Origin of the sequence: Chryseobacterium sp. JM1 (assembly GCF_000737715.1) — a bacterium.
Lineage (GTDB): Bacteria > Bacteroidota > Bacteroidia > Flavobacteriales > Weeksellaceae > Chryseobacterium.
Map to the genome: position 1 here is coordinate 80,191 of NZ_JPRN01000003.1, position 26,046 is coordinate 106,236.

The window sequence follows — 26,046 nt, forward strand, 5'->3', positions numbered from 1 at the left end:
AGCTAGTCTTGCTTTTCTTCAATCCATCTTATTTTTTATAATTCTTCATGGCTTATTTCCTTTACATGATAGATGATTTTCTTTTGGTAGTTGTCTCCCAGGGAAAATTCTATGGTCAGTTTATGTTCCAACACTTCTTTAGTTTTAAAATCTAATAAAATCTGCCCTTTATATTTTTCCAGTTTTGGAAAATCGGTTTCACTGTTATAAGTGATTTCCTTTCTCTTCATTTCCCCATAAAACATTTCCCAATTTTTATCCGAAGGGATGCTTCCGGTATACTGTACCAGTAATAATTCATCATCACAACGCATGGCCTCGGGCTCTACACGCTCGTCTATATCTATTATGGTATTGGCCATAAAATTACGGTAGCGCACCCTATGCTTTACCTGATTTTCCTTTTCATATCTTCCATAAAACGGATGCAGGATCATTCCAAAATGATTATATTTTAAAAAATCCGTACCCACTAAATGTTCCTTTTGGTAAAAGTCTTTTAAAAACATATAAAAATCCTCCGCCTTTTTGCCTACATAAGATCGGGAGAGCTTTTCTACTGTTTTTTCCACTCTGTCTTGGAGAATGGGCAGTGCCTGTACGTTTTTTAAACGGCCATATCCGTCCGTTATGAGCACGACATCATCATTGATCTCTGCAATTCTGTTTAAAAAATCTTTTTCGGACAGTGACAGTTCCTTATCCCTGTGAACCCGGTCAAAAATTTCGATATGATATTCAAATTTGTCTTCTTCTAAAAGCTTCAGCGTGACATGAAAATTTTTGTTGAGCTCACTTCTATGCGTTTCCCCATTGATGGTAGTATATTCATTATAGGTATAGCGATAAAACTTCTTTCCTTTTACAAGGTTTAATCTGACATTTATCGGAAATACGGGCTCCATAATTAACTCCTTTTATAACTTATTACTGCTGATTCAACCATTATTTTGATGTAAAAACCACTTTCCCTCCGGAGGAAATCCACTGGCTTTTTTTGTTCCATGATCCATCACAGTCCTGTTGCAGCTGTTTAATTATTTTAGCTTTATTGATGTCGATAATGGCACATGTATAGTTTTCGTGCAGGGTACTGTCCTTCACACTTTCATGCACATATTCTTTGATAATACCGTCTACTACTACATATTTTGCATTAGGGGACAGGGAAGAAAAGAGTTCACTTCCGGTACCTTTAAAATCACTGCCTTTACCTACTTTTATCTTCTTTTTATGATGAATGATATGAAGATTATACCATAGTTTCATAGGGCTGTTATAGGACGCATAATAAAGGGATATATTATCGTTCAGCTTAATGATCGTGTCTTTCTTTATCGTTTTATTCTGTTGTACATCATGATTTCGCTGGGACATCGTGTTTCCACAGGTAATAAAAATGATTAAAATCATTAAGATGGATGTTATTTTTTTCATGATGATAAGTTTGAGTTTTTTTCCATTTTTTCATAACGTTTGTCCATATCGGTACCTCTTCTTGCATTCCCGTAATCATCAAGGATTTCCTTTTCATATTTCCCGTGCATATCTCCCCAATCGGCAGGGTTTCTTGATAGTTTTTCTAATTTTTCACCTTCTTTTTTGGTTTTGTTTTCTTTGGCTGTGTTGGCATCTTTTTTGGCAAAAAACCGGCCTAATGCAGCACCGAAATCGTCTTCTACATACCCAGGCCTGTTAATGTGATGATCCAATGCAGTTGCTTTTCCTAATTTTGACAGTAGATAATCTGACAGTTTATATGAATAACCTGTAGGTGTCAAAGGAAGCACTACCTCTTTTAACCTTTTGATAAAATCCACCACTTGCTTTTCCTGAAATACCTTATCAATAACGGCATTCACAATCGGTTGCAGAGGCTTACATTCCACTGTTTTTCCAAATAAAGATTCTTTACAGTTTTCTCTGATTTTATTGGACAAAGTATTTCCTGTGATTTTCTCTGCTTTAGGATCTGCCGGATCTTTATAATACAGAATCCCTGCATCCACCGTCCATCCGCATGATACAAATAATTCGTCATACTTTTCAGGATGCTGGGCTTTAAATTCTTCAACCTGCGTCGTAAACTCACCTTTTCCGGTATGATCTACTGTTTTCTGCATGGCACCTGCGGTTAGTATCATCTGTTCACCCGAAAGGTCCCAGTCATAAGACTGAACAGAATCCAGTTTCCCTTCATTTTCAGACATTCCCACCAGAATAGCCTTTTCTTCAGCCGTAATTTTCTTGTCTTCAATTAATGTATCCCAATCGGAATAGTTTTCAAGTTTTTTCGATCCCCAGTAGGCGGGTCCATATCTTTTGCTGTACCGGGTACAGGTAATATCATATTTGTTTCCACAATTGCAGTATCTGATCTCAAACCTTTCATTGTCTTTATTTAAAAATTCATGCGTTTCATCCGGAAACTTCACCTCATCTTCTGTTCCTGTTACTTCAGCTTTGAAATATAAGAACGCATTTGTATCATCCCTTTTATTCAGTTTATCGATCAGTTTTTTTAAATCTTCATCGCTTTTCGGGCGCATCGTTATTTCTTTCGAATACACCAGTGTTCCATTGATGGTGAATTCAATCTTGCTTTTCTCCTCCTCACTATCCAAAAATTTGACAGGATTTTCATAGACATTTTCCGCATTGGTCTGTTTATTTTCATGAATTTCCACAGAGAGCTTTCCGCTTGCTCCTTCACAATGGGCCACAACCCATACTTTCTTTTTAATAGTGGTGCTGTTTATTTTCTCAAAATCAAAATCGGGACTGCCATCCGCTTTTTTCGCTTGTACTTCTTCTTCCCAGGTAATTTTTACCGACTCCTTTGCTTTTAATTTTACAGAATCTTCTTTATCTGCCTGAATGCTCCTTCTTCCTTTTTTCTCATATTTCTTTTTTACATCAGATACGGACCCTCCATTTTTTACCGTGTACGTGTCTTCTTTAGTTTCCCAGGTCATTTTAGGAACTTGTTTTGCAAAATATATTTTCACCACATTCACTTCATGATCCACCTGGTGCGGCGTATCATAAACCTTTTGATTGGGATTTGCGGAGTAATTATCTTTTCCCTGTTCTTGTTCTTCACTCATGACGTTTTATTTTGAGCTGATTATTGGAAATCATTTGACTTATTATATTTTGTTTTCAGGTCTTTAATCACTTTTAATTTTAACTTTTCGGGTAAATTTTTTAATGTAGTATCCAGGTTATCATTAATTTTACATTTCCCATCTTCTCCGCAATGGTATTTTATATGATACAGGTATTTTTTATGGTTGTAAAATATAATGCAGGAGACTTTTGTATCATTATCCCAATTTCCGCAATAGGTAAAAGGTATTAAGACCGCCTGATGCTTATTGATATTATGATCTGATATATTATTTGTTTTTAAATTGATTAAACCTGATTGTGCATCAGGATAACTGTAAACTACAGTGTCGCTGTAATTTTTATTTTTAACGGTGGCACTGATAATGGTTACCACTCCGTCAAATCTTTCTTTTTCAGCATTACAGGGATTAATGACTTTTACGTTAAGTGTATTGGGTACGGTTCCGTCTTTAAAATTTTTATGTACAGTCAATGAATCCTGATAATACACTTTCAGGCTGTCATGAACAGCCTTTTGCCCGCAAGCAGGAACAAAGAAAAATAATATGAGACTTGTAACTAAGCTTTTCATTTTTTGTATACTCAATAAGTAATTCACCATTTTTACCCGTGCTGTTTTCTGTTTTTCCTGAACACTCAAGGATATTTATCTACCAACAAAGTTGATCTGATACTGCATATTCTGTACATTGATCAACAGTCTTCAGTTTGCCCCCGACAATTTTATTTTTATAGAGTTTTCTTTCTTTGGTATCACTCACTCCGGTTATTACGTATTTTCCTGTTTTGTCCCATCCATAGAATGCTGCTTTATCAAAAAAATCTGGTACAAATATAAATTTGCTTTCTTTTTCAGACCATTTGTAAAATTGATACATATCATTGTCCCTCATAGAGCTTGCAAGATCCAGAATAAGAAGATCTTCATACCCATCATTATCCATATCTGTTATCGTTATAAAGTTATAATCTGAATTACGAAAAATCATTTTTTTCCTGTTGGCAAAATCATTTTCTTTAAAATCTTTATTTTTATAATAATCATACGTATCATCATATGAATTCTTATTTATAGCTTGCCAATGCTGAAGCTCAATAGTTCCTTCTATACATTCGTATGCAGACTTAGGTAAAAGGTTATTTGTGTCTTCTTGTATTTCAGCAATTGTATAATTTTTTCTTCCTGACAAATCTTCAGACTTAGAGAGTTTCAATCGAATGTCTATCTTTTTTTTATTAACCTCTAACGGAACTGTTACTATATATTGCGAAGGAATATTCAATGTATCTATATGTTTTGGCGCACTTGGCTTCTTGGAAGGTGTAGGTATTTTACCATCAATCTCCGTAGAATCAATTTTCGCTATATTGATACTCTCATCGTTTGATATTTTTTTAGGTTGATTTCTCGCACAGGAAATCACCAGTAGTAGTATTACAAAATAATTTTTCATTCAGTTATATTGCTAATCTTTTCAACATAATAAATTTTTATCCCTTTATATTCTTCATGGTTTTTGAAAGTTGCATTTCCATTACTATCAATATTCGATAGATAATGTCCTCCATTATATAGTTTTATAAATTCAGCATCCAACAAAGATTTAACAGAAGAATTATCAGCTTTCTGTGGCATATATTTATTTAAATGGGAAAGTTCTGGAATGGTTGTCGGACACCATTTATAGGTGAGATTTCCTTCTTTTTGATCCGTCGGCTTTACGGAATAATTGCATTTTTTTAGTAATTTTTCCAAATACTTTTTAGCTGCATCTAATTTATCTGAAATCTTTTTATCCATCTTTATAGATAGATTTTCCTTCCAGTTCCATATGTAATTAGGATTTTTATTTATTCTTGTAATGTAATCTTGATCCGTTTTTTCTCTTTTTTCATACGTAAAATCTATTTGGCATATTCCCCATCCATCCGGTTCTCCATAGTTTGGGATTCCTTTACTTTCAAATACTCTACCGGAAGGCCCATATATTGCCTCTTTTCGATTTTTTCCTTTTCCTACAAACTCGGGATCCCAAAACTGTCTTACGACTGGATGAAATTCGCTACCTGATTCGTGAAGAATCATTCTATAGACTGGCCAATATTTTAAATATCCTTTATCATTCATATATTTTTTTACGACTTCTTTTGTAGGATTCTTTCCTCTTATATAAAACTGAAAGCTACTCAGAATAGAAGTTTTGGCTTCATTCCATACTTCTACAGTTGCAGTGCCTCCTCTGAATAAACCACGAAAATCAACATCCCATTTCGTTTTCCCTGTATTGGCAATCATGAAAGCATTTCCGCCATCAGACTTTGCAGGAAAATAATCAACATCGTTTCTGTCGTAGAGCGTTGCACTCGCCTTAAACTTAAATTCTGTCTTTAATCTGAACCGCAAACTTTTATGGATACAGTCCTTTCCTATATAGACTTCAATTCTGATTTTAGGCATCGCAGGTTCCGGTGAAATAAAAGTAAAAGATTCCGGTTCTATTTTCACATCATTATAAAAAACAGAAACGGTATAGGTATCATCAAGTGCTGCTAAAATCCTATCCTCCAGTGGAATAGGTTTTGCAAAAGCAGTATTGGGAGTAGGGTCACAAAAAATAAAGGATTCTTTCACCAGTACCGTTTGTTTCTGAACTTTAGTACTGCCCAGATTTTCCCATGGACTTAATTTTATAACGCTCATACAGGGAGGAGGAGACATATTTTGGGCAGGCCATTTCGGATGCCCGCAAGTTCCTTTAAACTGAAGGTTGACCATGTTGTTTCCATCACCCTCTGTGGCCCATAACTGATCCTGAAGATTGATTTCGTTAGACGTAACTTTCAGGTCTCCAAGTACCTTAGCATGAGGACATTTTAACTTTGCTCCATGCATGACCACTTCTCTTTTTTCTGTAGGAGAATCTCCGCTAGCTTTTTTTTGCTTTTCTGCTCTTTTTTCAGAAAGCTTACGATCATGCGCTGAAGTCTTTTGATCTTCCATGTGTTAATGTTTAGGATTGGGTTCAATAGTTGGGCCCGGAATTATATTCTTTGACAACAAATGAAATTTTCGTTCATCATCCCGGATACATTTAGCCTTTACTTACTTTCACGTCCTTTCCTCCCTGGAATACGGCCAATGATGATCCTCTTAGTTTTAAATCTCCCTTAGAGGTTTGTATATCTGCTTCCCCGGAAGTACTTTTAAATGCATTACCTGTACTTTGAGTTTGATCTTTTTTGACGATAACACTTTTGTTTTCAGAGGTCTGGGTGTACCTCTTTGTAATGGCCTCTGTATGATCATTTCCAACCTGCATGGTGCTGTCCTGTCCAATCTTGGTGGTCATATTCCTTCCCACTGCAATGTGCATGTCTTCTCCTGCCGTAAAAGTCATATTTTTTGGCGCAGTAACATTAATATTTCCCTGGCCGTCCATAAAATAAGTATTTCCGCTTGGATCTTTAATCGTTACACTTTTATCTGCATCATTCATTAAAACTTTAATGCCGCTTCTCGTCTGTATAGATTTCAAATGATTGTTTATACCTCCGCCCAGACCTACCTGCCCATGAAACATTCCACCCATGGCAAATGGAAAATCAGGGTTGTGGTATTCAAATCCCACCATAACCTGGTCGCCAATTTCGGGAACCGCTACAAAACCTCTGTTTTGTGTTATGGCATCGGTTCCACCTGCATCGGGGCTCATCATTCTGATAAAGTGGGTGGTGTCATTTAACTGCCAGTCAAACCGGACCTGTATTCTTCCCTGATTCAATGGATCTACATTGGATATCACGGTGGCTACCTGCGGTTCTGCTTTGGGCATTTCAAAATCAGGTTTTGGCATAAAACCGGTCCCTTCAGCGATAGCTTCAAAGCTTCCGGTATAATATCCTCTTGCATCCACCTCGTGGCTCACCTCTGTGATCATAAGCGTTGTAAAATGGGAGGTATCATTGCTGTCCGTCTTTCTCATGGCCAAATCTGCCACACAGCCAATGTACAGGAACGGAACCGTTGTATGTCCTGAAACGGTAAAAACTTCTACCGCTTTACTTCCTCTTGCGCTTTTTTGGGAATCATCCACATCACGGAACATATTGGCGTTGATAGGAGTGGGGGTTAATGACCGGGTGGTGAAAATACTGTCATTCAGTTCATAAGCTTTGGAAGATAATTCTCCTAAATGTTTTACAGAATCATCCACGCCCACCATTTTAGTATGGCTGCTGCTGTTATAGCCAAAGTATTCCGGCTTGGTGTGAACGGCCTTTAGCTCCACATTTACATCATTGACATTACTTCCATACACCAGCAGGATAGGTTTTTCAGAAGTGGGGAGTTTTCCGAAATGAAGAATTTCACCATCATAATAAAACTGTTCTCCGTAGGCTTCCGCAATTCGCGTAAGGTAATTGTAATGGGTTTCGTTGTATTGTGAAGTGTAACTGATATAACTTTTGTTTTGGGTATCTATCCTGAAATCAAATTTGTTTGAGCCTAATGTTTCATTGATAATCCGGGTGGCAATGATATTGGTATTCACCTCCTGACCTCCTCCGAAACTTTGGGTATGCGGAGCAGAATCCATCAGAATAGTGGGACTTTTTCCTTTTAAGACAATATTTCCCAGACTCATTTTTTCCTGACTGAATGCCACTTTGGTAATGAGGCCCACAAATGTTCTTTCGGGGCTTTCATTTTCGTAATCTTTATATTTAAAAACAACGGTGATTCTTTTTCCTAAAAACTTTTGGGCCTGTTCAAGGTTGTGATTTTGTGCTTCACCTAAAGAATCATGAGCCAATACCAGTTCGAAATCATGGTGCTTTCTTGCACTCTGCTGTAAACGAAAGTGTTTAAAGTGATTGACAGTCTTGCCCTCAACCACAATTTCCAGTTTTACCACACGGTTGATCCCCGAAATATGGTTTTCTGAAACTTTCTCAGAATTTGAGGTGTTTTTCATAATATTTGGTGCGTTTTATTTGGTATTATGTCACCTAAGTTAGATAAAAAATAGACTATACAATTTAAATTCTCATTAAATCTTTTAAATTGTAGTAAAACTACGACTGACTGAAAATCAGGCTTAAATTGCTTTAGAGTGATGATTTAAAAAAAATATTTTTTTAGAAAGTTTAAGATTTTGAGGGAATTTTAGTTTAGCAAGTACACCGTTACCGCACGAATCTTTTCGTGTGGTTTTATTTCTTACAATTACATTTTGTGGTTTTATAAAACATTTTATCTTTAAAAAAACATAATTGATGAGTCGTAATTACAAATTCCACAATCCTGAAGGTTTGTATTTCATAAGCTTTGCTGTTGTAGGCTGGCTGTATGTTTTTACCAGAGATGAATACAAAGAAATTTTTTTAGAAAGTTTAAGATTTTGCCAAAAAAATAAAGGAATGGAAATATATGCGTGGTGCATCATGTCAAACCATGTACACTTAGTTTTCAGAAGTATAAATGGGCAAAAACCTGAAAGTCTGATTGGTGATTTAAAAAGATTTACAAGTAAAGCAATTGTGGCAGCAATCAAGGAAAATTCTACAGAAAGCAGAAAAGAGTTTTTATTAGATTTCTTCCTTAAAGAAGGTTCAAAAACTTCAAATGTAACTCAATATCAGTTTTGGAGACATGATAATCACCCAATTGAGTTATGGAGCAACAAGGTAATTAGCCAGAAGATTAATTATGTACATCAAAATCCTGTAAAAGCGGGTTTAGTTTTTCGCGCGGAAGATTATAGATATAGCAGTGCAATAGATTATTCTGATGGAAAAGGACTTTTAGATGATATTGTTGTTTTTGGAATGTTTGATTGATATTACTTAAATATTAGAACCACACGAAAGGATTCGTGCGGTAACTGGATATGGATTTAAAAGATTGGATAAATTAAAAAGCCTTCCAAGAAAACTGAAAGGCTGTTTAATATATAAAAATATTATTTAAAGATCTGTTGATCATACAAAAGATTGTCATCTTCATCAAAACTGATGATCAATACTTTATATTGTTTGGCGCTGTCGTTATTAAAGAATTTAATTCTTGGAGGAACATAATCGCTGTCAAATAAATTAGGATTCCAGTAAAGCGTTTCGCGGGTATCATTTTCAATTTTCTTTGCAGGATCATCATTATCCAGCATTTCAATAGGAAATTCCGAAGGTTTGTCATATCCTTTTATGACAGATGAATTGTTCTTCGGCGTTTCTTTTTCATTACTTTTAGGTTTCATATTGCCTCTCATCGTATAGACGGCTACTGCATCACCTACTAATCCTGATCCTTTAATAATTTTTACCATAGCAATATTGCTTGGAGGGATGTTGGCGATCATTGAAGCATCACTAAGGGTTTCATTTAAATATAGCTTAGCTTGCTGGCCCCGGATGTAGGGTACATTAACCCCTGAATTATTTCTTTGAAATGTCAAACCGGCAGCTCTTCCCTGTAGCCAGTCTAATATGTTATTTGATCCGGCAACATGTTGGTCTTCATTCACGAAGTCGAATATAGTAGAATTCATTGAACTAAACATTCCGGTAGATAGTTCTTTGTCTAAGTCTTCTTTTGGATCTGTCTTTTTTCCTACCAGTTTTACTTCTTCAATTTGTACATCAACATTTGCTGTTTTTTTACTGTTTTTCTGCGTATTGATGGCTCTGGAAATCGTAGCAGAAATGGTTTTATTTCCAGAGGATTTTACCAGTTTATATTTGGTACCCGGGAAATTGCCTGTAAATGATGTGGGATTTACTAACGGTTCTATGGTAACGAATAAATTATCGGTATTTGATTCTTTATTATTTTCTGAATTCACAAATAATGAAACATTCAAAGGTTCATCATAGTTAAGATTATTGAGGTAAGCATATCCGTTTTGATCCGTCTGAAACTGATTAAGGGCTGCTTCCTGGTTGCCTAATTTCAGCATTAAGCTTATCGTAGAGTTGATCAGCATTGAACCATTTTGAATAGGTTTTACCTTATAAGAAAGATATTGCTGAGATTTGTTTTTAATATTGGGTACAGATCCGCTAAGCACAGAATTCCAGTCAAATCTTTGCCACTTTTCAGAAATAAGGAGCGCGTCCAAAGCTTCCGTATTGGCATTTTTAGAAAAATACTGTGCCGGACTGTCTATTTTTGCGGTAAAATCTCCCGTTAGCCAAAGTCCGCTCAGTAAATTTTCTTCTTCCGGATTCTGAGTACCATTATCCTCACTGACCAAAACGGTATAATTTTTAAAATAGGACTCAGGAGAAAGATCAATGCTGTTGAAAGATCTTGGGGTTTGTTTTATACTCTGGGCTACAATTTCTGCTTTTTCAATCTTTAATTGGCCCGGTTTTATAAAGCAAAGTCTTTGGGCCACCAGGTTGTCCTGCTCGTCAAAAATAGCTAATTGTAGAATACAGTTAGCTCCATTGCTGATTTTTGTAGGGATAAGACTCGTAGCTTCATTGGTTAAATTGTTGATATTGGCTTTGTAGGCAAGATGGTTATTGATTGTTCCTACAACTTTATAATTTTGAAGCTGTTGTTTTAAATTGACACCTTTTAAGGTATATTTTACGCCCTCTTTAGAACTGTAAACTTCCAAACTGAGACCGCTTTCTGCGACCTGTGGCAAATCTATCGTCTGACTTTTTCCGGTATTGTCCTGAATGACAGCCTGGTATTTTTTTCCTGAAGCGGGAGTTATTTTAAAAGAGGCGACATTTTTATCAAAAGATTTAAATGTAGTGATAGGGACGTTGGGATTTTGTGTATCGATTACTTTTCCGGTCCAGTTTTCCGGCAGGGAAGTCGCGCTTGATAATCTTACGGCAAATTTCGTAGGCATACCGTTTATGAAATTTCCGCTTTCCGGAAAGGCTTTTGCAGTCCAGTCAGAATTCTTAGCTATTACTAATGATTCAGGGGAGTCAGGGTTGTAAACAGGAATCGTTTTAACAATTTGAAAATCTTCGTTAAAATTCGTCATGTAAGGCGTATAGGCTCTTACAAAATACACTTGTTCAGGAAGGCTTTCTTTCAGCTGGAAATCTCCGCTGCCTTCACCATTGGTCAGAAGTATCGTTTTCCAGTCTATTAATTTTTTATCAGCACTGTACAGCTCTACAAATAGGGTAGTGGATAATGCAGAACGGTTATATCCATCAAAGACAAAGCTTTTAAACCAAATTTTGTCACCCGCTGCATATTGTGATTTATCGGTAAGTAAGTATACTTTTTCCTGGTCGTAATTATTCTCAAGACTGGTAATTGCTTTTTCTAATTTAGTCTGTGCCAGTACTGGTTGTACCGTTGAAATAAGCAATACAAAGAATATATTTTTCATAGAAATCTTAGCGCATTTTAATTCAGTGCTAATGTAGTCATTTAATGATTTGGAGAATTGATATTTGGTTTCTTATTTAAGAAAAAGAGCATTTTTTTAGTTTATATTGATGTCTTTATACAGATTATCCACTACTTTTTCTAAAATTTCACCCGTTTCATTAAAGCTGGTGTTGGTCAATATGGATATCCCTATATTTTCTTTAGGATAAATCACAAACCAGTTCTGCATTCCGTAGATACCTCCGTGATGTCTGTACATTAATCCATTATCATTTTCTATGATGTACCAGTGATACCCTTCCCAAAAATCAGAACCTTCCTTGTATAGTTTTTTATGAGATTCGTTGACAATAGGATTTGACTGGTCAAGTTGGAGTTTCATATACTTCACCAAATCCGTAGTGGTAGAATGCAATCCTGAAATTCCACCCCATAAAGTTCTGTTGAAGTTAGGCATTAACTCGTTTTTATCGTTATACCCTTTTACCAGTCTTGTTCTGTCATTTTCATTGAGTGTAAACTTAGTTTGATTCATATTATTGGGTTTCAAAACCAATTCAATGACCAGTTCTTCAAAAGATTTCTGATACACTTTTTCGAGGATATAGGCGGTCAGCTCCGGAGCCGTGTTTGAATAGGAATAGACTTCTCCGGGTTTTGTTTCAATATTGATGAGTTTTAATCCTTCAAAAAAGGCCTTTTTATTTTCACTCTTTATCGGGAAATTAGGAAATCCACTGGTATGGGTGATGAGGTGTTTTATTTTGATAGGTTCACCTTTAAATGCTAAATTGGGATAAGGTTCGTCAAGATAGATTCTGATATCATCCTCTAAATTGAGTTTTTGATCAAGTACGGCTTTAGCGGCTATATAACCTGTAAAAGTTTTAGTGACGGAAGCCAATTCATAAAGGGTAGAATCATCAGGTTTATTTCCTTTTCCAATCGTTAATTCTCCAAAATGTTTTATGGTGGATTGTCCATCTTTAAGCACGGCAATGGAAACAGAATGAAATCTTTTGTCTTCTAATAACTGAAGCGCATTTTTTGTAATCGCATGTTCAACATTTTGTTGATTGATGGGCTGAACACTTTTACACCCAAGTAAGGCAAAAAATAAAATAAGGGTCACATATTTCATAGTCAGAATTTTAATTTGATATTCATAATCTGATACAAATATGCTGTAGAGAATCCTGAAAAAAGTCCGCATAAAAAAGTAGGACTCATTTTAATGAATATAATGAGTCCGATTATCTGCAATCCTGAGTCCGATTATTTACAATGAATTAATTATCAACTGTTTCTAAATGCTGTTGGCGTTTGGTTTGTATATTTCTTAAATGAAGTGTGAAAAGACGATTTTGAATTGAAACCCACTTCATATAAAATTTCCAGCACCGTATATTCTTTTTTTGTGGGATCTTTCAGAAGGGTCATTGCTTTTTTAACGCGGTATTCATTCACAAAATCAAAAAAATGCTGATTGAGGTGATGGTTAATTAATACAGACAGTTCACGAACCGGAATATTCACCTGATCTGCCAGTTCCTGAATAGTTAATGAAGGCTCTAAGAAAGGTTCTTTTTCAACCATAAATTTTTTAAGCTGTTCAATCTGAAAGCTTTTGGTTTCGACGGTTCTATTTTCAGTTTCCAGCGTTTCAGCAAAATCTTTTGCCGGCTGTAAGGTAGAATCAATTCTTCGGAAAAGCTCAGGATAATTTAATGCCTTTAAGATAAACCAGCAGGCAGCCAGTAAAAACACCGTTCCCGCCACAATATTCAACCAGATAAACAGATCTCTATGCTGGGTGTATCTTACGATGTTTTTAAAAATAATACATACATGGATCACTAAGAAAATCACGGTAAGCTGAGATAGCCATTTGTATAGCAATGTATTGGGATTGGTATAGTTTTCAAGATAAATCTCCCTGTATTTTTTAAGGACCAGGAATACACCAACGATATAAAAGAAAAACTGCAATTCCCCAATGAGTTGATAAACCAACATTTCAGGAGAGTTCCACATCGTTGTAAAGAACTGTTCTTTTGCTAAACCTTCTGCCAGATAAAGCCTTGGAACTAAAATTAAGTTGACAACAATAAAAGGAATAAGATGCAGTAAATGCTTTCTTTTTAAGGTAAAATCAGAATAACAGACGGCATTCACATACAGATAGAAAAGCGGCATGACCAATAAGTAAGCAGATATTTTGAAAGCTTTCAGATTATAACTATCCACAAAAAGGTGCATAAAAAGCCCGCTGATATCAATGGCATTAATGATAAGAAAAGCTGCAAATAATCTGTTTTCCAGTTTTCTTTCTGTTTTTACCGTTAATAAAAATACGGCAAGCAGCAGCGATACAAAAACAGCCATCGCAGCAATAACTTCCAGAAAACTTAATTTGTCCATTAGTTTTTTTACAAAAATAAGACAAAATATTGTGCTCTGGTATGGAAAGTCTGCTGTGTAAGAAATTATAAGCTTGTCATAAACAGGAATTATCTGACAAACTTAAAGGTATCTGGGCAAACGCCAGAGAAACAACAAAAAGAAACCAGTAATGCAACGTCACGGAAACCGGGCAAGCCACTGAAAAGAAGTGATTTGTGATAAAAGTTTACGTATAATGTAAACTTTTTTTTGTATATTTGTTAGGCGATGTACGTATTAAATAAAATTACGGATGAGAAACAGGCAGCAACGATAACCAAAATTGATGCTGCTGAAATTTCGCAAATTAATAAAACCAAACGGTTTGATTTTAATTGGAACAGAGAAAAAGCTTTTCATGTTTATAAATTAACGGTAGAGGATAAAGAAGAACCAATAGGTCTGTTATCAATGGAGGAACGGACAAAAGACTATGCTTTGGAAATCAGGCTTTTGGCGGTGTCCAAAGAAAATATTGGCCAATCGCAGAAGTTTGGCCGAATTGCGGGTTGCCTTATTGCATTTGTCTGTAAAGAATCATTTAAAAGAGGTTTTGAAGGATATGTATGCTTAAAGCCAAAAACAAAGCTTGAGCTACATTATATACAACAATATGGACTACAGTCAACTGGAATATATTTGATTACTGAAGGCGAAAATTCATTAAAATTAATTCAGGAATATTATGAAAACGAACAGGAAAGAAATTAAGGAAACCAATTTTTCAGAGTTTACAGGTGAAGAACTTGCGAATGCTTTTGTCTTCCCTGCTGATAAGGTTTTGAGCGAGAAGGAGAAAAAAGAGGAGGATGACTTTTGGAAAGCACGCCGAAACCAATTTGAAAATCGTACCCACAGACAAAAAATGTATTCAGGATTGTTACAGCTAAAGTTTCAATTGGAAGATTATATAGATAGCAGCCAATATGTGGAAGCTCTTAGTTTTGGATTTTTTTTAAATGAGTATGTTAGCAGACAGGATAAAAAAGATAAGGACTTTGCTGCTGAGGTAGATGTAAAGCCAGCTGTACTTAGCCAATATATCAATAATCACCGAAAGCCGACCGATGAGTTCATCATTAGACTTGAGTTACATTCCAACGGGATGATTCCTGCCATAAGTTGGTTTAAGGTTGTTCAAAAAGATAAAGAACATGAGATCATGACCAATCAAAAATTAAGAGATGAAGAAAGTAAGTATGTTAAAAATAGACTTGGGTTTGCTTATTAACTTTCGTTTACTTGAAAATGAGGTAGCTTGCTCCAAAGTCAGAGACTTCGTAGAGCTAGGGTATCGATAAATTAAGACTTTCAGCAGAAGGCTTCGTAGTAAAAATCTGAAGAAGGTAAGGCGCAAAACCGTAGAGTAGAGGTGGTGAAAAAATAATGTAAACCCTACGAGAATAGATAATTGTAGGTTGTTTGCTTAAAAAATCCCAACGAGAGTTGGGATTTTTTTGTTTTTTTTGATAATTATTTGTAATAATTGTTAAGGTTCTCTTATGGTATTAGTTTATTAAAAGAAAGATAAAACAATATCTTTTTATTTTAGAATTTCAATTTCTTCGTCTGTAAACCAATCTAATTCTATTAGTTTTGCCTTTAATGTTTCTGGTTCATCAGTGTAAGCGGCAAGTGCTAGACTTTTTTTTGCCCTACTACATGCAACATAAAAAAGTCTTGATGTCCTGTCTATGCCAGTTTCTTTACCTTCCGATATACTATCATTATCATTTTTTGTTAAAGCTTTTGTACCAAATAGCTTATCGTAACTAAATATATTGCCTCTAGCTTCAACGTCATCAATTATAGCCATAACCCTTTCGAATTCTAACCCTTTAACACCTTGATGTGTACCAAATGGAGAGTTTTCAGAAATATACGACTGATATTTCACAATTTGATCAAATTTGGCTCTCAATGCTAAGTCCCAAGCTAATAATAGTGCATCATCATCATCTTCTTCTTCTTCTGAATCAGTAAAGGATGAACGTTCTATAGCTAATTTTAATTCTGATGGAATATTGAAAATTTTTGTCTCATCAACCTCTTTAAGAATATCTATTAAGCTTGGGATATTATTGTTTTCCCATAGCTTTAAAAGTTTATCAATACTTGTTTTTGAGTATTGTATTATTGTGAGCTTATCGCTTTCATTAATAATATTTTTTTTATCAAATAATGGTGATTGTCCTTTGACAATATTTGCAATTTCAAATTTGTTATTTGATATATGAGCAAGATATAAAGGCAGAATTATATTTGTGAAAAAATTAATTGAAGAAGAGCTGCCATCAAGCATAGTTGTCTTCAATTTATCTACATTATAAAGAGGGTTAAAAAAAGATCCAAATCCCATCCTTGTAGCTGCCATATGATGTTCTAAAGTCAACGTTTTTACAGAAATATCCAATTTACTTTTAGCTGAATTTTTATCTATCCATTTTCTATCACTGGTTAATAGTGACATTTTTTCTTTAATAAATTTTTCTTCCTTTTCTTTATCTGCATCTCTTGGTATGATAAAAAATCTAACCACACCACCTGTATTTTCAATTCTTGCGAATTGTATTTGACCATCAATTTCTTGCCTAATTTTATTGTTAAGCTCAACAATTCTTAGAAGGGAACGATGATTCATTACTTTTGTGAGTTTTAACCAATCTTCAGGCAAATCTGCTCCTAGTTTTTCCTTACCATCGCTGTAAATTCGTTGCATTGTATCTCCAAATAAACCTAATGAGAATTTTGTTTTATTTTGTGATTGAAGTGAAAATAAGGCTTGAATTAATTCTTTTTTAGTATCCTGACTTTCATCAATTAAGACTATTGGAAACTTATTTATAATTAATTGCTTAAACAAATCTTTTGATGTTATAAAATTGGATACTATAGCTATTACTTCGGAATGATTTAAGGAAGATTTTGTTATATTATCCCCATTAGGATTATAAACAAATTTTGAAATAGTAGTTAATGAATCTAGTCTTTTTGTTTTAGATTCTTTTCTTCTTTGGTTCGAAATAGCTGTTTTATTATTAGGGTCTCTAGCTCTCGAAATTTTTTCTTCCAAATCTACTATAGAATCATTTAAATCTATGGTTAACCATTTTTTTATGTCAGTAGTGAAGTTTTTAATTAATTCCCAACAAAAGCTGTGTATTGTACTAACCGTGAAAATTGAATCAAATTTTAGTCTATGATTAATTTCATCTGCTGCTGCATTTGTATAAGTAATGATTGCAATTTTTTTATTTTTTAATTTAAAATCATTGCCATATTCTTTTTTGAACTTTTTCAAAACATTTACTAACGTACCTGTTTTTCCAGATCCCGCACCTGCAAAGAGAAAAAAACTTTTAAGATTTGAAGGATTGATGCATTCGAAAATTTCATCATCGATGTGTTTGTCAATATCATTATTCTCAGTTATCATAATGTGCTTGTTTCAGTTTCAATCTTTTTTTCAATTTCTAATATACTTTGTAGCCAGTTCAACCCTTCCCTGATATAAGTTGGTGTTTTAAGAGATGTAGGATCCTCAAAATATAACACATCAAGTGCAAATTCCGCTTTTTTTACTCCTTCACCATTAATTGCTAAATATGCTTGTTGTGCAGAGGCATTTGGATCACCTTCATTAGCCGCTTTCACCATTTTTTTCAATAATCCTGTTGTTTCTGTTATTGTCTTGAATGTTTCAATATTTTCCAAAACTAGTGCATCTTCAAAGGTATAAGGATAAACTTTTGTACCAGATATGTCAATCTCCGTTTGATAAGCTATTCTTATCGGATAATCAGCTAAAAGTTTATTTTCAAAAGTTAATTCTAATAAATTGTCAATTTCTTTTATTTTTGGATTCCAGCTTTTTAAAGTTTCATTATCTGTAATTTGATCTGCTCCTTTTTGAGGCATGCATTTTTTATAACTATTTTTTGGAGGAATTTTTGAAATATCAGAATATTTTTCTTTAGAATCTAAATCAGTAATAATTAATGTAGTTAAACCTAATTTTTCTATTAGAGGTTTTAGTCTATGAGCGTGGCTTCCTCCAATTTCTAAAATAGTTATATAACATTTGTCAAGTGTTACATGATTATTTTTTATGAAGTGAGGGAGAAGAATTCTTTCTGCTGGCCCTTCTACTAATATTGCAGCATCAGCGAAAAACAGATCATTATGAGTTGTATTTAGATATCTAATTACAAACTTTTCTGTTTCTTTCTCTTTGGGTTTTGCTGAGTCAAAAACTGATTTTATACTAAGAACTTCAGAAATAGGAATTGATGCTATATTTCTTTTAAAGTATCTTAAACTTTCAAATTTCTGATGAGCAATGTAACTAGAGTGGGTACTGATTACTACTTGAGTAGTAAATTCATTCTTTTTACCCAATTCATCATGTTTTCTTAAGATTTTATAAGCCTCTTTAATAAAAACTTGTTGTACCTGAGCATGTAAATGAGCCTCTGGTTCTTCTATCAAAACTAAATGTAATGGTTCAATTATATCATTATTTTCATCAGCCTTCTTCCCTTTCTTCATCCATTCATCACGGTAGCTAATTAACTTAAAAGCCATCGAAATTAAGTTTTGATAACCTAATCCATTGTACTTTTCTGGGAGAGATAATGCTTTATCAATATTATATATAACAGCAGACTCATGATTTAATCCATCAGTTGCTTTAATGAGAGAAGATAATGTAATTTCAGGATTTCCAAACCCGGGATAATTTAAATCATGAAGTTCATCAATAGCTTTTTTGAAATTGGTTTGTAAATTACTATCAAAAATTTTTTGAGCATCATTTAAAGACTCTAATGCATTTAAATCATTCTCTGTAGGATTTATGTTAGGATTAAGATGCTTTTCATAATAAGAACGTAATTGAGAGGATAGAGTTGGGGTGTTTTGATATTCGGGTGATTTAGGATCACCAAATCCTCTTTGAGCATTTATTACATCCACCTTAATTAAGCCTTTAAGAGGATTTCCATCTAGCTCAAAATTGTTTTCTGTAATTATTTGTTCGTCATTGGGTCTTTCTGGATCGAGTATATAAGTCTTAATTTCAAAGTAAGAGTCTAACCTCCTTTCACAAAATTGCCAAAAATTTTTGGGCCAAAGATCTATAGATTTTCCAGAATCAGCCTTCAATTTAATAATTCTTTGCCTAGCAATAGTGTATTCTTCAACTAGAGTTTCCATATTTTTAGGTTGTAGTATGAGCCTGATTCCCAAAAGGCCTCCAGTCCAATCTAGAGTAGGGATTAAATGACTTATATATCTTAATTCTGAAATATTTACATTTATCCACAAATCTAGCGCTGGTAAATATGGGTCTAATAAGTTAAGGCTTTTATCTTCTTCAGCTAAGTTAGATTTAGTTATCCAAACTTCTGCAAGCTTATTTAATACATTCCAGTTCGTTATGGTAAAATCTTGTATTTCAAATTTCTTTTCTTTCAAGAAAGCCATCAGAGCTTCTATAGCTGTTGTTTTGCCACTATTATTAGCTCCAACTAGTATTGTTTCCTCATCTGAAAACTCTATTTTGCAATTCTGAAGTTTTCTAAAGTTTTTAATTTTTACAAAATCAATTTTCATGGTGGTTTTTTGAATGTTTTGGGACTTTTCTAAATATTTAACTTAGTTGTTTTTTTATAAATATTGTAGTTTGTAAATATATAAAACTCGTAAAATAAAGTTTTACTGTTTTCCGTAAACAAAAAAATAAAGATGAGGTTAAAATTTTGAATCCGTATTTTCACGGAATTTCTTAAAGATTTCGAAAATTTCGTCACTAAAAAAATCCCAACTCTCGTCAGGATTTATTCATTTATAAGTTAAAAAAAAATCAGATAAACTAATTCTTTTCGCTTCACACATTTTGAAAAATGTTTCAACAGAGTCTATAAGTTTTCCCGCTTTTTATTATTGTTATTCAAATATCAATCAGAGTAGATTATTTCTGCTCTGATTTTTTTAAGGGTTGACAGCTGTCAATGATTCTCTTAAAGTAACCTCTACAGGATTCAAACCTGCAACCTTTTTAAAGCCTTACAGAAGCTACCGTCACAGATCCTAGGATAAAATTCCGGCCAGCACCTGATCTTTTCGGTTCGATAAAGTTCCGCTTACTTTAATGACTTTTATTCCAAGATCTTCAATCCAGTCATAAAGTAAATCATTAACCTTATACCTGAGTTTTGGGAGCTCTATCTGATGATTGGATATCAGATCAGGTTCTTCAATAGGGACAAAAACAAAAAGATCAATTTCAGCAATGATGGTTTGAACTTTTTCAAAGAGAAACTGGATATTTCGACCTGAATCAAGAACATGAAGATAAGCTAAGATATCAATGACACATCTGTCAAATATGACATCATCTCCGCTTTTTAAGACCAGGTTGGCTGAATAATTAAATTGTTCAAGAAAATCGTCAGGATGAGGTTCTTCTGAAAATTCATACCCTGAAGACTCCATCTGGTAATAGGGTTCTATTTCAAGGGTGTACCCGGGAAGGTTCTCCAGAAGTTCTTCTGCCAATGTGGTTTTGCCGACTTTGTGAGCACCGATTATTGCAATTCTCATATTTCAGTTTATATTATAATCCAAAAGTCTGGTAAGGGATTTTCGTGCCAGTTTTTTGAGCGTCCATGGTATAGAGTTTGCCAGTCTATTTAATAGCATAATTTTTCTATATTTAGAACAGGTATATAAATATAATATAAAAAAAGATAATGCCAATAAACCAAATACCTCCGGACGGAGGCATGTTATATAAAGAAACAGATATGGCCCGGTTTTTCCCTGAGCCATTCAATGCAATAACTGCTCTGTTATTTTTAGCCATAGCTATCTTTTGGACCCTTAAAATAAAGGGTAATTTTAAAGAATATCCTTTTTTAACCTACTGCTTAATGTTATTATATATTGGTGCCATAGGGGGAACTGTTTACCATGCATTCAGACAATGGCCGGTATTTATCATGATGGATTGGATGCCCATTATGCTGCTCTGTTTATCTGCCGGATTTTATTTTGTAGCTCAGAGCACCAGATGGTACTATGCTGTTGTAATGGTTCTTGTATATCTGATATTGATGTTGGCTTTAAGAAATTGGATTTTGACAGATAACACTTCTCTTTTTATCAACCTAAATTATGCAATCATGGCTTCATTTGTGCTTTTCTCGGTATTACGTTATTTGATCTATACCCAATGGAAAGCCGGCCAATGGGTAGGCTTTGCTTTATTGTCGTTTGCGCTTGCGCTCACTTTCCGGATCATTGATAAACGGGAATGGTTGAGTTTCGGAACACACTTTTTATGGCATACGTTTGGGGCGGTAGCCACATTTTGCATGTTTAATTATATCTATCTTACGCGGAATGCCATTAGAAAAACATAAGTAGTTTTTGTTCTCTTTGAAACTCTAATTCATAGATAAAGTCTGTTTAAACTTAACCACAAAAGTCACAAAAGATTTTTAAACACTTAAGCTATTTAAGTTATATACTTTGTGAATAAGAAGTACACTAAAGTTTTTTGAAAATCAAAGATTTTCATCTTATGTGAACTTAATTGTGCGGTATTCCTTTAAACTTTCTAAAATGTACTAAAGTGTTTAAAAAATAAAAACTTTTGTGACTTTTGTGGTTTAATAAAAAAAACAACCAGTTTTTTGTGAAATTCACAGTCTGATTCTTTTACGTCTGAAAGAAAGATGATTTACTTATATTTGCCCAGCAAAGTAAAATTAAATGTTTAAAAAAGTAAGCACTGTATGTATCCTAGGATTTTATACGGTTTTTTGTTCGGCCCAGCAGGTTCGGCCTTCAAAATCATCTGAAATTTACCGTGAACTCAAAACCCTTAAACAGCTGCCTAAAGTTTTATACCTTGCGGCTCATCCCGATGATGAAAATACAGGATTACTTTCCTGGTTAATCAACGATCAAAATGTTGAAACGGGCTACTTGTCTTTAACCAGAGGTGATGGTGGTCAGAATTTATTAGGCACAGAACAGGGTGCTGCATTGGGTTTAATCAGAACGCATGAGCTTTTAGAGGCCAGAAAGTTAGACGGTGCCCAACAGTTTTTTACCCGTGCGATTGATTTCGGGTTCTCTAAAAATACGACCGATACCTTTAAACAATGGGATGCAGACAGCATTACTGCGGATGTCGTTTGGGTCATCCGTCAATTCCGTCCTGATGTGATCATTTGTCGTTTTCCTCCTACTGCTGCGGCAGGGCACGGACAACATGCGGCTTCGGCTGTGGTGGCGGAAAAAGCTTTTAAGCTGGCAGGTGATAAAACGGCTTTCCCAGAACAACTAAAATATGTGAATGTATGGCAACCAAAACGTGTATTGTGGAATACGTTCCGCTTTGGTGGGGTCAATACAACAGCTGAAAATCAACTCAAAGTTACCGTTGGGCAATATGATGCGCAACTGGGAATGGGCTATGGCGAATTGGCAGGATTAAGCAGAAGTTTACATAAGAGCCAGGGTGCGGGAACACAGTCTGTAGCCGGCATCAGAACTGAATATTTTGCCCACGTTACTGGCGAGCCTGCAAAAGCAACACTTTTTGACGGAGTAGCTAAAATCTGGACCGCAAAAGGAAACACCGATATAGACCAATCATTAGATCAAATTATTTCCACTTTCAATTTCAATAATCCTGACCTCAGCTTACCAGCTTTGCTTGCTTTGCGAAAGAAGGTCATGGCGCTAAAAAATGTAGAGCTAAAAAATGATAAACTTAAATCCCTTGATCATATTATTTTAAGCTGTGCCGGGTTTATGGGTGAAGTGGTTACCAACCAAGCTGAAGCTGTTGCCGGGGATCATTATAATTTCAGGTTAAATTTGATTTCAAGAGCTGCAAATCCTGTTGTTTTAGACAATGTAAAATGGTTAGGTCAATCAGAAAGCTTCAACAGAACACTGTCAAAAGATTCTTTAATTACCATTCAGCATGATATTCAGATTCCTGCGGATGCAGCACTTACAGAACCTTACTGGTTGGCAAAACCTCCCACGAACGCAGCCACTTTCTCTGTTCCGAATGATACTTTAGTCGGTTTACCTGAGGCAGAATCACCACTGAATGTTTGGGTTGGTTTAAAAATAGGTTCGGAAAATTTTCAGGTTAAACTTCCTTTATCGTTCAAGAAATTAGATCCGGTGCGTGGTGATGTGGTCGAAGCCTTGCGTATTGTTCCTGCATTGGAACTGAAATTTACACAACCGCTTTATGTGGTCAAAGAAAATGAAGATCTACATTTGAGTTTAAATGTTAAGGCTAACTCCAGCAAAAAGTTCAGTAATGGTAAAGTAAACCTGATGTATAACGGAGAACGGTTAGGCGGCGCTGATGTAAGTTCGCTCAATGGAAAAGATACGACCATCGATTATATTATTCCAAAAACAAAGCTTGCCACAATACATTCATCCCGCTTACAATTGGATGCCAATTTTGTTGCAGATGGAGTCACTTATAATAAAAAACAGGTATTAATTCAGTATCCTCATTTACCCTCCTTACAATATTTTACGCCTGCCACTGTTACCGTAATGAAAGGCGATATTCAGGCGAAGGTTAAAAAAGTGGGTTACATAGAAGGTGCAGGCGATTTCATTCCTGAGTTCCTGCGTATTGCAGGTATTCAGGTAGATGTTTTGAAAGACGAAGATTTTTATGGTAAAATAGATGAAACCGGCGGAAACGGTAGTCAAAACAAGCTGTCGCAATATGATGCCATCGTATTGGGTGTTCGTGCCAACAACACAGAGAAAAAGCTGGGCCGCTGGATGCCTTTTTTATGGTCTTATGTAAAAGGCGGAGGTAATTTGGTGATGCAGTATAACACCAACCAGGATACAACCGTTGACCAATTGGGAATGTACAATTTCAGTATTGCCAATAAGCGGGTTACCGAAGAAAATGCTGTAGTTACATTTTTAAATCCCAATCATAAATTACTGAACTTTCCGAACAAAATTACTGCGGATGATTTTAAAGGTTGGGTACAGGAGCGTGGCGCCTATTTCCCTGCTCAATGGGATGCAGCGTATGAACCACTTTTTGAAATGCACGATACAGATGAAGAGCCTCTACAGGGATCAACTTTATCTGCCCAATACGGGAAGGGTAATTTTATCTATACACCGTTGGCATTTTTCAGACAGCTGCCTGCGGGAAATGTTGGGGCGGCACGTTTATTTTTTAACTTTTTATCTGCACAGAAAAACTGATGAACAATCAACTTAAAAATTGGAATACCTGGTACATACTTTTGGCGGTTGCATTGGTATTGCAGATCGCATTTTATTATTTGTTTACTAAATTCTGGGCATGAGTACTATAGATTGGACAGTTCTTATTGTTACACTGGTTGCAGTGGTGGTTTACGGCGTATTCATCGGTCGTGGCCAAAAAAGCAACGAATCCTACCTGAAAGCAGATAATAAAATGCCCTGGTACATTGTGTTGATCGGGATTATGGCGACGCAGGCAAGTGCCATTACTTTTCTTTCAGCACCGGGACAGGCTTATACAGACGGTATGCGTTTCGTGCAGTATTACTTTGGTTTGCCTTTGGCGATGATTGTTATCTGTATCACGTTCATCCCGATTTTTCAGCGCTTAAATGTGTACACGGCTTATGAATATTTGGAAAACCGTTTTGATAAAAAAACAAGGGTGCTTACTTCACTGCTTTTTCTTTTTTCCAGAGGCTTATCAACGGGAATCAGTATCTACGCTCCGAGTATCATCTTATCAAGCGTTTTAAACTGGAATATTTATTTAACCAATGTATTAACGGGTGGTATTCTTTTGATTTATACCTATGTTGGCGGTGCAAAAGCGATCGCTCACACTCAAAAATTACAGTTTCTCATTATTCTGGGAACAATGGCTTTTGCAGGTTATTTGCTTATTCAGAATATGCCGAATGGAATTGGTTTCAAGGATGCACTTTATCTGGCGGGGAAATCCGGAAAGCTCAATGTCATCACCACAGAATTCGACTGGAAGGATAAATACAATATTTGGAGCGGACTGATTGGAGGTTTTTTTCTGGCCCTTTCTTACTTCGGTACGGACCAGAGTCAGGTTGGGAGGTATATTACTGCGAAGGACAATACCAATGCAAAAATGGGCTTGCTGTTGAACGGATTGGTTAAAATTCCGATGCAGTTTGCTATTCTCCTCATCGGTGCCTTGCTTTTTGCTTTCTTTTCTTTAAAACCGGCTCCGATTTATTTTAACGAACGCTCTTATCAACATTTAAAGGAAACACAACCTGAACAGGCTGCGGTTTTTGAAAAAGAACATCAGGATTTACAGATAAAATTTAATGCAGAATCGAAAGAAATTCTAAAGTTGAAAGAAGCTCATTCTCCCCAACTTAATAAAACGGTTCAGGATTTTAAAAATACACAAACCCAGGTAAAAGCGCTACACGGAAGGGTAGAAGAAGCGATCAATCAATCAAACTATAATGCCGAGAAAACGGATACCAATTATATTTTCCTGTATTTCGTAAAAAACACCTTGCCTGTAGGAATGATCGGTTTACTGTTTGCCGTCATTTTTCTGGCGAGCTGGGGTTCAATTTCCGCAGCACTGAATTCCCTTGCCGCCTGCTCATTAAAAGACGTTCATTTGATATTTAAAAAAGAAATTCCTGATGATGCCACCGAATTGAAGTACAGCCGACTGCACACTTTAGCCTGGGGTATCTTCTCAATCGGCGTAGCTATGTTTGCGACTCAAATGGGTTCTCTGATTGAAGCGGTGAATGTATTGGGTTCTCTTTTCTACGGTCCGATATTGGGGATTTTTCTGGTCGCCTTTTACTATAAAAAAATCACCGGTCCGATTGTATTTATTGCTGCTATTTTATCAGAAATTACGGTGATTGCCGTTTATAAATTCGATATCATTTCATTCCTTTGGCTTAATGTCATTGGGGCGGCGGCAGTCATTATATTTTCGGCAATCGGGTTATTGTTTTATAAGCAGAAAGCAGTAAATTCGTAAACGAACAAAGTAAACATACAAACAAAAATAT

Annotated in this window: 19 protein-coding genes; 6 read left to right on the forward strand and 13 right to left on the reverse strand. The window is 35.2% G+C overall.

Annotated elements, in window-relative coordinates:
* Positions 1–35 precede the first annotated feature (35 nt).
* The 7 genes from IW22_RS05525 to IW22_RS05555 form a co-directional block, all read right to left on the reverse strand.
* Positions 36–905 (reverse strand): hypothetical protein, encoded by an 870-nt coding sequence (locus IW22_RS05525; protein WP_034724892.1) that lies wholly within the window; start codon positions 903–905, stop codon positions 36–38.
* A gap of 40 nt (positions 906–945) precedes the next feature.
* Positions 946–1,437 (reverse strand): hypothetical protein, encoded by a 492-nt coding sequence (locus IW22_RS05530; RefSeq protein ID WP_034724893.1) that lies wholly within the window; start codon positions 1,435–1,437, stop codon positions 946–948.
* Entirely contained in the window at positions 1,434–3,107 is a 1,674-nt protein-coding gene (locus IW22_RS23545) for a hypothetical protein (protein ID WP_051891103.1), read from the reverse strand. Before IW22_RS23545 ends, IW22_RS05530 begins: the two co-directional genes overlap by 4 nt.
* Positions 3,108–3,127: 20 nt before the next feature.
* Positions 3,128–3,703, reverse strand: a complete 576-nt coding sequence (locus tag IW22_RS05540; protein ID WP_131401696.1) for a hypothetical protein — start codon at positions 3,701–3,703, stop codon at positions 3,128–3,130.
* A 79-nt stretch (positions 3,704–3,782) separates the two neighbouring features.
* Entirely contained in the window at positions 3,783–4,586 is an 804-nt protein-coding gene (locus IW22_RS05545) for a hypothetical protein (protein ID WP_034724897.1), read from the reverse strand.
* Positions 4,583–6,133, reverse strand: a complete 1,551-nt coding sequence (locus IW22_RS05550; protein WP_034724898.1) for a PAAR-like protein — start codon at positions 6,131–6,133, stop codon at positions 4,583–4,585. The genes IW22_RS05545 and IW22_RS05550 overlap by 4 nt, the downstream gene beginning before the upstream one ends.
* Before the next feature lie 91 nt (positions 6,134–6,224).
* A complete protein-coding gene (locus IW22_RS05555) occupies positions 6,225–8,108 on the reverse strand; it encodes a type VI secretion system Vgr family protein (RefSeq protein ID WP_051891105.1) in 1,884 nt (627 codons plus the stop codon).
* A 301-nt stretch (positions 8,109–8,409) separates the two neighbouring features.
* Between IW22_RS05555 and IW22_RS05560 the strand changes: the two genes are divergently transcribed.
* Positions 8,410–8,973 carry an REP-associated tyrosine transposase gene (locus IW22_RS05560; RefSeq protein ID WP_034724900.1) on the forward strand — a complete coding sequence of 188 codons (564 nt, stop codon included), beginning with the start codon at positions 8,410–8,412 and terminating at the stop codon, positions 8,971–8,973.
* A gap of 122 nt (positions 8,974–9,095) precedes the next feature.
* Here IW22_RS05560 and IW22_RS05565 read toward each other — a convergent pair whose 3' ends face one another.
* The 3 genes from IW22_RS05565 to IW22_RS05575 form a co-directional block, all read right to left on the reverse strand.
* The gene (locus IW22_RS05565; RefSeq protein ID WP_034724902.1) at positions 9,096–11,498 is read right to left on the reverse strand and encodes a hypothetical protein; all 2,403 of its coding nucleotides are present in this window, start codon (positions 11,496–11,498) and stop codon (positions 9,096–9,098) included.
* Between the two features lie 96 nt (positions 11,499–11,594).
* Positions 11,595–12,641 carry a serine hydrolase domain-containing protein gene (locus tag IW22_RS05570; protein WP_034724904.1) on the reverse strand — a complete coding sequence of 349 codons (1,047 nt, stop codon included), beginning with the start codon at positions 12,639–12,641 and terminating at the stop codon, positions 11,595–11,597.
* A 155-nt stretch (positions 12,642–12,796) separates the two neighbouring features.
* Positions 12,797–13,921, reverse strand: a complete 1,125-nt coding sequence (locus IW22_RS05575) for a helix-turn-helix domain-containing protein (RefSeq protein ID WP_034724905.1) — start codon at positions 13,919–13,921, stop codon at positions 12,797–12,799.
* A gap of 249 nt (positions 13,922–14,170) precedes the next feature.
* Here IW22_RS05575 and IW22_RS05580 point away from each other — a divergent pair, with 249 nt between their 5' ends.
* Complete coding sequence (locus IW22_RS05580) at positions 14,171–14,653, forward strand: hypothetical protein (protein ID WP_034724906.1); 483 nt, start codon at positions 14,171–14,173, stop codon at positions 14,651–14,653.
* Positions 14,628–15,173, forward strand: a complete 546-nt coding sequence (locus tag IW22_RS05585; RefSeq protein WP_034724908.1) for a helix-turn-helix domain-containing protein — start codon at positions 14,628–14,630, stop codon at positions 15,171–15,173. The genes IW22_RS05580 and IW22_RS05585 overlap by 26 nt, the downstream gene beginning before the upstream one ends.
* A 312-nt stretch (positions 15,174–15,485) precedes the next feature.
* On the opposite strand, the gene IW22_RS05590 is transcribed toward IW22_RS05585, so the two are convergent.
* From IW22_RS05590 to IW22_RS05600, 3 genes are all read right to left on the reverse strand, one after another.
* Positions 15,486–17,378, reverse strand: a complete 1,893-nt coding sequence (locus IW22_RS05590; protein WP_034724910.1) for a UvrD-helicase domain-containing protein — start codon at positions 17,376–17,378, stop codon at positions 15,486–15,488.
* Positions 17,375–19,555, reverse strand: a complete 2,181-nt coding sequence (locus tag IW22_RS05595) for an ATP-dependent nuclease (protein ID WP_034724911.1) — start codon at positions 19,553–19,555, stop codon at positions 17,375–17,377. The genes IW22_RS05590 and IW22_RS05595 overlap by 4 nt, the downstream gene beginning before the upstream one ends.
* 477 nt (positions 19,556–20,032) lie before the next feature.
* A complete protein-coding gene (locus IW22_RS05600; RefSeq protein ID WP_034724914.1) occupies positions 20,033–20,545 on the reverse strand; it encodes an ATP-binding protein in 513 nt (170 codons plus the stop codon).
* A 329-nt stretch (positions 20,546–20,874) separates the two neighbouring features.
* On the opposite strand from IW22_RS05600, the gene IW22_RS05605 reads away from it, so the two are divergent.
* The 3 genes from IW22_RS05605 to IW22_RS05615 all read left to right on the forward strand — a co-directional run bounded on the left by IW22_RS05605 (position 20,875) and on the right by IW22_RS05615 (position 26,015).
* Positions 20,875–21,366 carry a hypothetical protein gene (locus IW22_RS05605; RefSeq protein ID WP_228384000.1) on the forward strand — a complete coding sequence of 164 codons (492 nt, stop codon included), beginning with the start codon at positions 20,875–20,877 and terminating at the stop codon, positions 21,364–21,366.
* A 352-nt stretch (positions 21,367–21,718) separates the two neighbouring features.
* The gene (locus tag IW22_RS05610; RefSeq protein WP_034724917.1) at positions 21,719–24,223 is read left to right on the forward strand and encodes a PIG-L family deacetylase; all 2,505 of its coding nucleotides are present in this window, start codon (positions 21,719–21,721) and stop codon (positions 24,221–24,223) included.
* A gap of 100 nt (positions 24,224–24,323) precedes the next feature.
* Entirely contained in the window at positions 24,324–26,015 is a 1,692-nt protein-coding gene (locus IW22_RS05615; RefSeq protein ID WP_034724918.1) for a sodium:solute symporter, read from the forward strand.
* Positions 26,016–26,046 lie beyond the last annotated feature (31 nt).

Bases quoted from the DNA above. Each gene is read 5' to 3' on its own strand.
- IW22_RS05565 (WP_034724902.1), bottom strand. From the start codon at position 11,498: ATGAAAAATATATTCTTTGTATTGCTTATTTCAACGGTACAACCAGTA.
- IW22_RS05595 (WP_034724911.1), bottom strand. From the start codon at position 19,555: ATGAAAATTGATTTTGTAAAAATTAAAAACTTTAGAAAACTTCAGAAT.
- IW22_RS05550 (WP_034724898.1), bottom strand. From the start codon at position 6,133: ATGGAAGATCAAAAGACTTCAGCGCATGATCGTAAGCTTTCTGAAAAA.
- IW22_RS05555 (WP_051891105.1), bottom strand. From the start codon at position 8,108: ATGAAAAACACCTCAAATTCTGAGAAAGTTTCAGAAAACCATATTTCG.
- IW22_RS05600 (WP_034724914.1), bottom strand. From the start codon at position 20,545: ATGAGAATTGCAATAATCGGTGCTCACAAAGTCGGCAAAACCACATTG.
- IW22_RS05580 (WP_034724906.1), top strand. From the start codon at position 14,171: ATGTACGTATTAAATAAAATTACGGATGAGAAACAGGCAGCAACGATA.
- IW22_RS05545 (WP_034724897.1), bottom strand. From the start codon at position 4,586: ATGAAAAATTATTTTGTAATACTACTACTGGTGATTTCCTGTGCGAGA.
- IW22_RS05590 (WP_034724910.1), bottom strand. From the start codon at position 17,378: ATGATAACTGAGAATAATGATATTGACAAACACATCGATGATGAAATT.
- IW22_RS05560 (WP_034724900.1), top strand. From the start codon at position 8,410: ATGAGTCGTAATTACAAATTCCACAATCCTGAAGGTTTGTATTTCATA.
- IW22_RS05525 (WP_034724892.1), bottom strand. From the start codon at position 905: ATGGAGCCCGTATTTCCGATAAATGTCAGATTAAACCTTGTAAAAGGA.
- IW22_RS05610 (WP_034724917.1), top strand. From the start codon at position 21,719: ATGTTTAAAAAAGTAAGCACTGTATGTATCCTAGGATTTTATACGGTT.
- IW22_RS05575 (WP_034724905.1), bottom strand. From the start codon at position 13,921: ATGGACAAATTAAGTTTTCTGGAAGTTATTGCTGCGATGGCTGTTTTT.
- IW22_RS05615 (WP_034724918.1), top strand. From the start codon at position 24,324: ATGAGTACTATAGATTGGACAGTTCTTATTGTTACACTGGTTGCAGTG.
- IW22_RS05605 (WP_228384000.1), top strand. From the start codon at position 20,875: ATGTTATTATATATTGGTGCCATAGGGGGAACTGTTTACCATGCATTC.
- IW22_RS23545 (WP_051891103.1), bottom strand. From the start codon at position 3,107: ATGAGTGAAGAACAAGAACAGGGAAAAGATAATTACTCCGCAAATCCC.
- IW22_RS05530 (WP_034724893.1), bottom strand. From the start codon at position 1,437: ATGAAAAAAATAACATCCATCTTAATGATTTTAATCATTTTTATTACC.
- IW22_RS05585 (WP_034724908.1), top strand. From the start codon at position 14,628: ATGAAAACGAACAGGAAAGAAATTAAGGAAACCAATTTTTCAGAGTTT.
- IW22_RS05540 (WP_131401696.1), bottom strand. From the start codon at position 3,703: ATGAAAAGCTTAGTTACAAGTCTCATATTATTTTTCTTTGTTCCTGCT.
- IW22_RS05570 (WP_034724904.1), bottom strand. From the start codon at position 12,641: ATGAAATATGTGACCCTTATTTTATTTTTTGCCTTACTTGGGTGTAAA.